At 71.5% G+C, this 10,852-nt stretch carries 10 protein-coding genes, 1 tRNA gene and 1 pseudogene; 7 read left to right on the top strand and 5 right to left on the bottom strand.

The features are described from left to right. From ACLF6P_RS00040 to ACLF6P_RS00060, 5 genes and pseudogenes are all read left to right on the top strand, one after another. Positions 1-330 (top strand): annotated as a pseudogene (locus ACLF6P_RS00040) (NADH-quinone oxidoreductase subunit L); the annotation flags it as partial. Between the two features lie 3 nt (positions 331-333). Continuing rightward, positions 334-1,908: a complex I subunit 4 family protein gene (locus tag ACLF6P_RS00045; protein ID WP_415947128.1), complete on the top strand. Its 1,575-nt coding sequence runs from the start codon at positions 334-336 to the stop codon at positions 1,906-1,908. Beyond that, a complete protein-coding gene (locus ACLF6P_RS00050) occupies positions 1,905-3,653 on the top strand; it encodes an NADH-quinone oxidoreductase subunit N (RefSeq protein WP_415947129.1) in 1,749 nt (582 codons plus the stop codon). The genes ACLF6P_RS00045 and ACLF6P_RS00050 overlap by 4 nt, the downstream gene beginning before the upstream one ends. Positions 3,654-3,863: 210 nt before the next feature. Then, on the top strand, positions 3,864-4,727 hold the full coding sequence (gene htpX / locus ACLF6P_RS00055) for a zinc metalloprotease HtpX (protein WP_415947131.1): 864 nt from the start codon (positions 3,864-3,866) through the stop codon (positions 4,725-4,727). Positions 4,728-4,929: 202 nt separating this feature from the next. Continuing rightward, complete coding sequence (locus ACLF6P_RS00060; protein ID WP_415947133.1) at positions 4,930-5,331, top strand: YccF domain-containing protein; 402 nt, start codon at positions 4,930-4,932, stop codon at positions 5,329-5,331. A gap of 93 nt (positions 5,332-5,424) precedes the next feature. On the opposite strand, the gene ACLF6P_RS00065 is transcribed toward ACLF6P_RS00060, so the two are convergent. Next, positions 5,425-6,675, bottom strand: coding sequence for an APC family permease (locus tag ACLF6P_RS00065; RefSeq protein ID WP_415947135.1), 1,251 nt, complete (start codon positions 6,673-6,675; stop codon positions 5,425-5,427). A 167-nt stretch (positions 6,676-6,842) separates the two neighbouring features. On the opposite strand from ACLF6P_RS00065, the gene ACLF6P_RS00070 reads away from it, so the two are divergent. Next, entirely contained in the window at positions 6,843-7,109 is a 267-nt protein-coding gene (locus ACLF6P_RS00070; protein ID WP_415947137.1) for a GlsB/YeaQ/YmgE family stress response membrane protein, read from the top strand. A gap of 100 nt (positions 7,110-7,209) precedes the next feature. Here the strand turns inward: ACLF6P_RS00070 and ACLF6P_RS00075 are convergent, their stop codons facing one another. Beyond that, entirely contained in the window at positions 7,210-7,698 is a 489-nt protein-coding gene (locus ACLF6P_RS00075) for a YajQ family cyclic di-GMP-binding protein (protein WP_415947138.1), read from the bottom strand. 193 nt (positions 7,699-7,891) lie between these two features. Between ACLF6P_RS00075 and ACLF6P_RS00080 the strand changes: the two genes are divergently transcribed. Further along, positions 7,892-7,973, top strand: a tRNA-Tyr gene (locus tag ACLF6P_RS00080). A gap of 87 nt (positions 7,974-8,060) precedes the next feature. Here the strand turns inward: ACLF6P_RS00080 and ACLF6P_RS00085 are convergent. From ACLF6P_RS00085 to ACLF6P_RS00095, 3 genes are all read right to left on the bottom strand, one after another. Next, positions 8,061-8,462, bottom strand: coding sequence for a VOC family protein (locus ACLF6P_RS00085; protein ID WP_415947139.1), 402 nt, complete (start codon positions 8,460-8,462; stop codon positions 8,061-8,063). Positions 8,463-8,639: 177 nt separating this feature from the next. After that, the gene (locus tag ACLF6P_RS00090; RefSeq protein ID WP_415947141.1) at positions 8,640-9,299 is read right to left on the bottom strand and encodes an NAD(P)H-binding protein; all 660 of its coding nucleotides are present in this window, start codon (positions 9,297-9,299) and stop codon (positions 8,640-8,642) included. Positions 9,300-9,516: 217 nt separating this feature from the next. Then, entirely contained in the window at positions 9,517-10,773 is a 1,257-nt protein-coding gene (locus ACLF6P_RS00095) for an amidohydrolase family protein (RefSeq protein ID WP_415947142.1), read from the bottom strand. Positions 10,774-10,852: the final 79 nt, after the last annotated feature.

Below are 10,852 nucleotides of genomic sequence, written 5' to 3' on the forward strand. Positions count from 1 at the left end.
ACCCCCGCCCCGGAAACCCGAGCCTCCGCGGACCCGGGCCGCCTCCTCCTCGGTGGCCCGCTGCACCGCGCCGCAGCCGCCGGCTTCCACCTGGACGCCGTCTACACAGCCCTGTTCGTCCGCCCCGTCCAGGCCGCCGCCCGCCTGGTCCGCTTCCTGGACCGCGAGGTCGTCGACACCTACGTACGCGGCGCGGGCAACACGGCGAAGGCCCTGGGCTTCCTCGTCCGCCGGGCCCAGACCGGAAACGTGCAGACCTATCTGAGCGTCCTGCTCGCCGGCTCGGTGGTCCTCGCCGTCGCCGCCGTCCTCGTCGCAGCGGGAGCCTGAGCCGTGATCGATATCAGTGAGTCCGTGATGCAGTTCCTTCTGGCATTGATCGTGGCCGGACCGCTCCTCGGCGCCGCCGCGGCCCTCCTGCCCGCCCCGCCCGGGCTGAAGGGGAAGTCCCCCGAGCAGGCCGTGCTGCGCCACGGCGTGACCGTGACCGGCGTCATCCTCATCGCGGCCGTGGCCCTCGCCCTCGGCTTCGACCACGACCACCCGGCCACGATGCAGGCCACGACCGACATCAGCTGGATCCCGGCACTCGACGTGCGGATCCACCTCGGTGTCGACGGCATCTCGCTCCCCCTCCTCGTACTGACCGCGCTGCTGACCTTCCTCTGCGCGCTGTACAGCTACTTCCGAATGCCGACGGGCCCGTCTCCCAAGGCATTCGTCGCCCTTCTCCTGGTCCTGGAGTCGGGCACCCTCGCGACTTTCGCGGTTCTGGATCTGCTCCTGTTCTTCCTGGCCTTCGAGATGGTCCTCATCCCGATGTACTTCCTGATCGCACGCTGGGGCGGAGCCCAGCGCGCCCAGGCCGCCTGGAAGTTCATCCTCTACACGCTGCTCGGCTCCGTCGTCATGCTGCTCGGCTTCCTCCTCATCGGTCTGAAGTCCGGCACCTTCGACATGCTCGCACTCGCCACTGACAACGGCCGCGGGCTGACCACATCCGTGCAGGTCATCGCCGCTCTGGCGATCGGCGTCGGCCTTGCCGTGAAGACCCCGATGTGGCCGCTGCACAGCTGGCTCCCCGACGCCCACACCGCCGCGCCGACCGTCGGTTCGGTGCTGCTCGCCGGGGTGCTGCTCAAGATGGGCACGTACGGGTTCGTACGCATCCTGCTGCCCGTCGTCCCCGACGGCACCCGCGAACTCGCCCCGTACCTCGCCGCCTTCGCGGTCGTCGGCATCATCTACGGATCGCTCGCCTGCCTCGCCCTCGCGAAGCGGGGCGCCAAGGGCGATCTGAAGCGCCTCATCGCGTACTCCTCCGTCGGCCACATGGGCTTCGTCCTGCTCGGCATCGCGAGCATGACCCCGACCGGCGTGAACGGTGCGCTCTTCGCCAACATCGCCCACGGCCTCATCACCGGGCTTCTCTTCTTCCTGGTCGGCGCCCTCAAGGACCGCACCGGCAGCACCGACCTCGACACCCTCGCAGGCCGCACCGGGCAGGCGCTCTACGGCAAGGCACCCCGCTTCGGCGGCCTGCTCGCCTTCGGCGCCGTCGCTTCGCTCGGCCTGCCCGGACTCGCGGGTTTCTGGGGCGAGATGCTCGCCCTGTTCGGCGCGTTCGACCCCGCGGAAGGCCTCAGCCGCCCCGCCTTCCTCACCTTCATGTCGATCGCCGCCTTCGGCACCCTGCTGACCGCCGCGTACATGCTCATCGTCGTACGCCGCGTCTGTATGGGTGACCCGCAGGAGAAGCCCCAACAGCTGGCCGACGTCCAGGGCTACGAGTACGCCGCCTGGACGCCGCTTGTCGCCCTCACCGTCCTCGCCGGACTCTGGCCCGCGCTGCTGCTGAGCCTGACGGACCCGGCCGTGCACAAGCTCCTCTCGGGAGGGAAGGCATGACCGCCGCAGCTCACGTCCTGACGGCCGCCGCACAAAGCACCACGCAGCAAGCCGCCGCACAAAGCGTCACGCAGCAAGCCACCGCACAGGAAGCCGTCACCCAGCAGGCCGCGAGCCTGGTCCAGTCCGTCGACTGGACGGCCATCGCCCCGCCCACGATCACCGCCCTCGTCGGCCTCGGCGTGCTCGTGGCCGACCTGTTCCTGCCCGAACGGCGCAAGCCTCTCCTGGGCTGGATCTCCCTCGCGGGCCTGAGCGCCGCGCTCCTCGCCCTCCTGCCGCTCCTAGGCAACGACCGCGACACCTTCTGCCTCACCACCGAAGCCGGGGCCTGCAGCTACACCGCCGACCGCTTCACCGTCGTCATCCAGTTCATGGTCCTGGCCGGTGCCCTGCTCACCGCGCTGCTCTCGGTCAGCCCGCTCAAGGAACGGCAGCTCCCCGCGGGCGAGTTCTGGTTCCTGCTGCTCTCCTCGGCCGCGGGCGCCGCCCTGCTGCCCGCCTCGCGCGACCTCGCCACCCTGGTCGTCGCCCTGGAGGTCGCCTCGCTCCCGGCGTTCGCCCTGGTCGGTCTGCGGCGCGGCGACCGCCGCTCCTCCGAGGCGGCGCTGAAGTTCTTCCTCTCCTCGGTCACCGCCACCGCCGTCACCCTCCTGGGCGTCAGCTTCGTCTACGCGGCGACCGGCACCCTGCACCTCACCGAGGTGGCCACCCGGCTCGGCGCGGTGGACGGCGACCTGCAGACCCTCGCCCGTACGGGAGTGGTCCTCACCCTTGTCGGCTTCGCCTTCAAGACCGCCGCCGTGCCCTTCCACTTCTGGGTGCCCGACACCTATGTCGGCGCTCCCCTGCCGGTCGCCGCGTACCTCTCGGTGGTCGGCAAGGCCGTCGGCTTCACCGGCCTCATCCTCGTCACGGTCGTCGCCTTCCCCGCGTACGCCGACGTCTGGGCCCCCGCCCTCGCGGTGCTCGCCGCGCTGACGATGACCGGCGGCAACGTGGCCGCGTTGCGCCAGCGCGCCGACCGCGCCGCCAGTGCTGTACGCCTGCTCGCCTGGTCCTCGGTCGGTCAGGCCGGCTATCTGCTCGTCCCGATCGCGGCGGCGGGTTACCTGACGGAAGCCGACGATCCGACCGAGGCCGTCGGCGCCACCGTCGCGTACGCCCTGATGTACGCCGCCGTGAACCTGGGCGCCTTCGCGGTCGCCGCCCTCGTGGCCCGCACCGCGCCCGGCAACCGGCTCACCGACTACCGCGGCCTCTACGCCCGCAGCCCCCTGGCCGCCCTGGCCCTCGGCTTCTTCCTGCTCTGCCTCGCCGGGCTGCCGCCGGGCATCATCGGCCTGTTCGCGAAGGTCGCCGTCTTCCGGACGGCGGTCGACGCCGGGCTCGGCTGGCTGGCGGTCGTCATGGCGGTCAACGTCGTGGTGGCGCTGTACTACTACCTGCGGTGGACGGCCCTCCTCTTCCGTACGCCGGAAACCGCGGAAGCCGGACGCACGCGGGAAACCGCGGAAGCAGGCACCCTGGCCGCACCCGCACCCGCACCCGCACCCGCACCCGCACCCGCACCCGTATCCGTATCCGCATCCGCACCCGTATCCGTATCCGCACCGGCACCCGCCCCGGCCCGCGCGGTACCGTTCCCTCTCGCCGCCGCCATCGCCCTGACCGCCGTCCTGGCCATCGCCCTTTCCGGCGCCCCGCAGATGGTCCTGCGCTTCTCGTCCGCCGCCCTGTTCTGAGAGGGGTCCCCGAGCGGCGCCGCCCCATCGCGAGCGGCGCCGCCGCCCCTTCCCGAGCAGCACACGCCTCACCCGTACGGCCGACCCCTCCCGCCCCGTCCGCCGGGGAACTCCACCCTCCCGCCTGGCGTTGACCAGGCAGGGAGGGTCCACTGGAGAGTGGAAGCCAGTTGCTGAGGGTTCCTCTGCCGCGCCACCAGGAGGGCTGCCGTGCACCGCCGTACCAACGGTCTCAAGACCGCCGCTCTGCTCGGAGGCCTGTCCGCCCTCATCCTCGTCATCGGCAGCTTCTTCGGTCGTACGGGCCTGATCGTCGCCCTCGTCGTGGCGCTCGGCACGAACGCGTACGCGTACTGGAACAGCGACAAGCTCGCCCTCAGAGCGATGCGCGCCCGCCCGGTCAGCGAGTTCGAGGCCCCCCAGCTCTACCGGATGGTCCGCGAGCTCTCCACACAGGCCCGCCAGCCCATGCCCCGCCTCTACATCTCACCGACGGAGGCGCCCAACGCCTTCGCGACCGGCCGCAACCCCCGTAATGCCGCCGTCTGCTGCACCGAGGGCATCCTGCGCATCCTCGACGAGCGGGAGCTGCGCGGCGTCATCGGCCATGAGCTCAGCCATGTCTACAACCGCGACATCCTGATCTCCTCGGTGGCCGGCGCCCTCGCCTCCGTCATCATGTTCCTGGTCAACTTCGCCTGGCTGATCCCCTCCGGCGGCTCCAACAACCGCGAGGGCCCGGGCATCTTCGGGATGCTCCTGATCATGCTGCTCGGCCCGATCGCCGCATCGGTGATCCGCCTCGCGATCAGCCGCTCGCGGGAGTACGAGGCGGATGCCTCCGGCGCGCAGCTCACCGGCGACCCGCTCGCGCTCGCGGCCGCGCTGCGCAAGCTCGAAGCCGGCACGAAGCAGCTTCCGCTGCCGCCCGAGCCCAAGATCGAGGCGGCCAGCCACATGATGATCGCGAACCCCTTCCGGCCGGGCCAGGGCATGGCCAAGCTCTTCTCGACCCACCCGCCGATGGCCGAGCGCATCGCCCGCCTGGAGCAGATGGCAGGCAAGCAGCGGTGAGGTCCGCGAGCAGAGCCGGGACCGGAGCCGGGGCCGGGACCGGGATCTGGGACGCGATCGGGGCCGGGACCGCAGCCCGTACCCAGGACGGCCTCAGGGTCGAAATCAGGGTCGCCCGCCGCATCCGCCCGCAGCCCGTTCGCGTCTCAGTACTCGACAGTGCCGCCGTACAGACGCCGAGAACGAGGCAGGTTCGTCCCAAGTGAAGACCATCCTGAACATCATCTGGCTGTTCCTGAGCGGCTTCTGGCTGTTCCTGGGGTATCTGCTCGCGGGTGTGCTCCTGTGCATCACGATCATCGGCATCCCGTTCGGCGTCGCGGCGTTCCGCATCGGCGTCTATGCGCTGTGGCCCTTCGGATACACCACGGTGGAGCGCCGCGACGCGGGCGCGCCCTCCTGCCTGGGCAACGTGCTCTGGCTGGTCCTCGCCGGCTGGTGGCTCGCGCTCGGCCACATCGTCACGGGCTTCCTGCTCTGCGTCACGATCATCGGCATCCCGCTGGGCATCGCCAACTTCAAGCTGATCCCGGTCTCGCTGATGCCGTTCGGCCGCGACATCGTCCGCACGGACGAGGCCTTCGCGGCGGGCGGCCGCTGGTAGCCCCCGCTCCCATCGTCGCCGTGGCTTCCGTACGGGACGGGGCGCTCATCCCTGTACGGGACGGGGCGCTGATCCCCGTACGGGACGGGGCGCTCATCCCCGTACGGAGCCGAGCCCCCGCCGTACGAAGAACAGCACCGCACCCACCGCGAGCACCACCGCGCCCCAGGCCACCGACACCCCGGGCAGTGTGCCCGCGAGCAGCAGACAGCCCGCGAAACCCAGCGCCGCCACCACGCGGATCGCGGGGCGCGAACCCAGCGTCCACGCCGAGGCGTTGGCGATCGCGTAATAGACCAGCACGCCGAACGACGAGAACCCGATCGCCGCCCGCAGATCCACCGTCGCGGCGAGCACCGCCACCACCGTGCCCACCGCGAGCTCGGCCCGCTGCGGAACCTGGAACCGCGGATGCACCGCGGCCAGCGTCCGCGGCAGATGCCCGTCCCGCGCCATCGCGAGCCCCGTCCGCGAGACCCCGAGGATCAGCGCGAGCAGCGCGCCCAGGGCGGCGACGGCCGCCCCCACCCGTACGACCGGGGCGAGGCCGGACGCGCCGGCGGCCCGCACCGCGTCCACCAGCGGGGCGGCCGAATCGGCGAGCCCGCGGGGGCCGAGGACGTACACGACGGCGAGTGCGACGGCCACGTACACCACGAGCGCGATGCCCAGCGCGAGCGGGATCGCCCGCGGGATGGTCCGTGCCGGATCGCGCACCTCCTCGCCCAGCGTGGCGATCCGCGCGTAGCCGGCGAAGGCGAAGAAAAGCAGCCCGGCGGCCTGCAACACGCCGCTTGCGCCGCCGACATCGCCCGACACCCCGGCGAAGCCGCCGCCGTCGGCGCTCGCACACACCACGACCACCGTCGCGAGCACACCGAGCACCAGCGCCACGATCACCCGCCCCGCCCAGGCGGCCTTCTGAACTCCCAGACAGTTCAAGGCGGTCAGCACGACCACCGCGCCCACCGCCACCGCATGCGCCTGCCCGGGCCACACATACGCACCCACCGTCATCGCCATCGCCGCACACGAGGCCGTCTTCCCGACGACGAACGCCCAGCCGGCGAGATACCCCCAGAACTCCCCGAGCCGCTCCCGGCCGTACACATACGTCCCGCCGGCGACGGGATGGAGCGCCGCGAGGCGGGCGGAGGACATGGCATTGCAGTACGCGATGAGCCCGGCGATCCCGAGCCCGTAGAACAGCCCCGACCCGGCCGCACCCGCCGCCGGCCCGAGCGCCGCGAAGATCCCGGCCCCGATCATCGCCCCGAGCCCGACGGTGACCGCGTCGAACGTACCCAGACTCCGCCGCAGCTCGCCCGCTGTCCGCTGTGCCATGCGCCGCACTTTAGCGACCCCCGCAACCGGGCCGCCCACGGCAGTCGTCGTACGCATCGATGCGGCACGCGCAGGGAATAGGGCGTACGCATCGGTGCCGCATACGCAGGCAAGAGGCGTGTGCATCGGTGCCGCATACGCGAGGGAAGGCAGGAAAGGATCACCCCATGAGCATCGTCAGCTGGCTGCTTCTCGGACTCATCGCCGGAGTCATCGCCAAGATCCTGCTGCCCGGCCGCGACCCGGGCGGCCTGATCGGCACCACCGTCATAGGCATCGCGGGTGCCTTCATCGGCGGCTGGGGCTCGGCCCACTTCCTCGACCGTCCGATCACCACGGGCTTCTACGACACGGCCACCTGGCTCTCGGCCATCGCCGGTTCCCTGGCCCTCCTGATCGCGTACCGCATCCTCTTCGGCCACTCCCGCCGCTGACCCTTTCCGAACTGCCGCTTCCCCTCCTCTCGAACCGACGGAGGGCTGTACGGGACCAGGTCCCGTACAGCCCTCCGCGTCGTCGGAGCTGCAACCGTGCTCAGCGGTAGTTCACGAACTGCAGCGCGAAGTCGAAGTCCTGCCCCTTCAGGAGCGCCTGCACGGCCTGCAAGTCGTCACGGCTCTTGGAGCTGACCCGCAGCTCGTCGCCCTGAACCTGGGCCTTCACGCCCTTGGGGCCCTCGTCGCGGATGAGCTTCGCGACCTTCTTCGCGTTCTCCTGGGAGATGCCCTCCTGGATCGTCGCGAAGATCTTGTACTCCTTGCCGGACAGCTGCGGCTCACCGGCGTCCAGCGCCTTCAGCGAGATACCGCGCTTGACCAGCTTGGACTGGAAGACGTCGAGGATGGCGGTGACGCGGTCCTCGGCGTTCGCCTCCATGAGGATCTTCTCGCCGGACCAGGAGATCGAGGCGCCGACGTTCCTGAAGTCGTAGCGCTGGGAGATCTCCTTGGCGGCCTGGTTGAGGGCGTTGTCGACCTCCTGCCGCTCGACCTTCGAGACGATGTCGAAACTGGAGTCGGCCATGTCCTGTGGCTCCTTGCGTCGGAATGCGTACGGCTGACAGATATGGCCGCAAGCCTAGTCGGACACCCCTGCCCACCCGGCCGCCCGCCGGGCGCGGATCAACCGGGTGGCGAAGCACCCCCGGTCATCAGGTATCGTTTACGTCGTTGCCACGGAGCACCGCGAAAGCGGGACGCTTCGGGGCGGCATCCCCGGCGGTGTGCCCGAGCGGCCAAAGGGAGCAGACTGTAAATCTGCCGGCTCAGCCTTCCCAGGTTCGAATCCTGGCGCCGCCACATGAAGGTGAAACCCCCTCCGATCTGCGGAAACGCGGAGCGGAGGGGGTTTCTTCGCGTGTAGGGGGTTTCTTCGTGTGTGGTGGGTCAGAGGCCGACAGGTTCGCCGTCGATCCATTGGACGCGCTTGTTGCGGCACAGGCAGAACGGGTGGCCGATCGGGTCGGTGTAGATCCGCCAGCCGTAGCCCTCTTCGCCAACGAAATCCTTGCGCAGGGTCGCGCCGAGTGCGGTGATGCGCTGTTCTTCCGGTTCGAACGCGTCGACCTCGAAGTCGAGGTGGAACTGCTTGGGGTGCTCGTCGTCCGGCCAGTCCGGGGCGCGGAAGTCGTCGACGCGCTGGAAGGCGAGCTCGATACCGCCGAACTTGATGCCGGCCCATTGGTCGTTGCTGTCGGGTTTCACGGGTTCGCCGGTGACCGCTGCGTAGAACGCCGCGAGCTCCATGGGCTCGGGGCAGTCGATGATGAAATCGGTGAGCTTCAGCATGCGGCGATCTTGCCATGTGGGACCGCGAGGGCCGGCGGGGGTGCGGGGGACGCGGGCAGAGCAGTGCAGGGGTGTGCAGGGGCGTGCAGAGGGCGCGTGGCTGCGGCGGGTGACGGCGCGCGCGGCGTTCACCGCTCCGGTCCCGAAGTGGTTTCGTCAACTCCGGGCTGCTGCCAGCTAGTTGCCCGCCACGTCCTTCACCGCCACGGCCACCGGTGTTGACCCCCCGATGAGTTCGAGCGTCAGCCCGGCCGTCGCCGAACTGTCCACGAGCTCCGCGAGCACCGCCGCCACATCGTCCCGTGTGATGTCCCCGCGCCCGGTCGAGGCCTCGAGGCGCACGAGACCCGTGCCGGGTTCGTCGGTCAACCGTCCCGGTTTCAGGATCGTCCAGTCGAGGCTCTCGCGGTCGCGCACATAGGCATCGGCCTCTCCCTTGGCCCGCAGGTACGCGTCGAAGACCCCGTTGCCCGCGTGCGAGGGATCCGCGCCCATAGCCGACACCACGATGTGCCGCCGCACCCCGGCGCGCTCCGCTGCCTCGGCGAACAGCACCGCGGCCGCCCGGTCCACCGTGTCCTTGCGCTCCGCGCCCGAACCCGGCCCCGCACCCGCCGCGAAGACCGCCGCCTGCGCGCCCTGCAGATGAGCCGCGACCTCCTCGACGGAGGCCGACTCGAGGTCGCAGAGCACCGGCTCGGCACCGGCGGCGCGCAGGTCGTCGCCCTGTGCGGGGTTGCGGATGATCCCCGCGACCTCGTAACCGCCCCGCGCGGCCAGCAGCCTGGAGAGCCGCAGCGCGATCTGACCATGTCCACCAGCGATGACAATGCGCATGTTCCGACCGTACGCCGCGCGGCGGTGACATGCCGCTCCGAAGGCAGCGCCACGGGCTGCGTCCCCCGGATGTTCACCATCAGGTCAGCCGTTCGCCACGGCACCCCTCCGCGACACTGCCCTACGAGGGTGAGTCCGCCTGCCGGTGCGGAGCGCGGATGCCCGCGCATGACGGTTGCCCGCGGCTGACGGTTGCCCGCGGATGACGGTCCTGTCTTCAGGACCCGCCCCCACCCCCGCCTTTCGCCCGCCCCTGCCGCGGCAGGTCCAGCGCCACCGCCGCCGCCGAGTCGCAGTACTCGCGTACGGCGGAGGTGCGGGCCACCACCCGGCCGCGGTGCACCACGATCCGGCTGTACGCGAGGGCGAGCGCGCCGGAGAGCTTCTCGCCGCGGACCGCGAGGAGTTCGGCCGGGAAGCCGGCCTCCACGCGTACCTCGGGCAGGGCCATCGCCGCCCGCGCCTCGGCACAGACCGCGTCGTAGGCCTGCTCGGGGCCGAGGCCGTGCTGGGCGGCGAGCAGGTAGGCGGCCTCCAGGGGGTCGCCGCGGCCCACGGGGTTCGCGGGGTCGCGCAGGGCTCCGCTGCCAGCGGCGACCCGGACGCCCGCGGCGCGGAGCAGCCGTACCGGAGCGCTCGTACCGCCGCGCCGCCCGAGCCCGCCGCAGTCGCCCTGCGGCAGGCAGATCGCACCGACGCCCGCCGCCGCGAGCGCTTCGGCGCCGTGCGCGGCCACGTCGTGCGGTACCCGGCCGAGGCCGCCGAGCGGTCCGATGCGTACGCCGGGCCGCAGGCCGCCCGCCATCGCCGCGAGCCGGGCGAGGCGGGCCGGGTCGAGGCCGTCGGTGTGCAGGTCGACGGGGCAGCCGTGTTCGGCGGCGACTTCAAGCACCGCCTCCACATAGCCGGTCGGGTCGGGGTCGAGGTCGGGGCAGCCGCCCACCACCGCTGCGCCCATCTTCACGGCGTCGCGCAGCATCGCGAGCCCGTCCGCGCCAGCGATCCCGGTGAGCAGCCGCGGTACGGCGACCGCCGAGAGTTCGACGAGCCCGCGCAGCGACCGCCGCGCCTGCAGTACGGCCTCCATCGGCCCGAGTCCCTGCACATCACCGATCCGTACGTGCGAGCGCAGCGCCGTCGCGCCGTGGCCCAGCTGCAGCAACGCGGCCTCGGTGGCCCGGCGTTGGACATCCGCAGGCTCGTACGAGACGGGCCCGTCGGTGTCCGCGGCGAGCGCGGTGTCGCTGTGGGCGTGCGGTTCTGCGGGGGCGGGGAGCAGCAGATAGCCGCTGAGGTCGACGCGTGCGGAACGCGCGGCCAGCGAGCCCGCCGTGCCGACGGCCTCGATCCGCCCGCGCCCGAGGCGTACGTCCACGGTCCGGCCGTCGGTGAGCCGCGCCCCGCACAGCAGCAGCGAAGCGGTCTCCTCGGCTGCGCCGTCGCGGTGCGGCGGCTGGGGCTGGCTGTCGGGCATCGTGCTCCAGGGGAACGGTCAGGAGGCGAACGGTCGGGAGGGGGAGAAGCGATCGGGAGGAGGGAGTGAGGGGGTGGCG

The organism is Streptomyces lothianensis, from assembly GCF_047779955.1.
Taxonomy (GTDB): domain Bacteria; phylum Actinomycetota; class Actinomycetes; order Streptomycetales; family Streptomycetaceae; genus Streptomyces.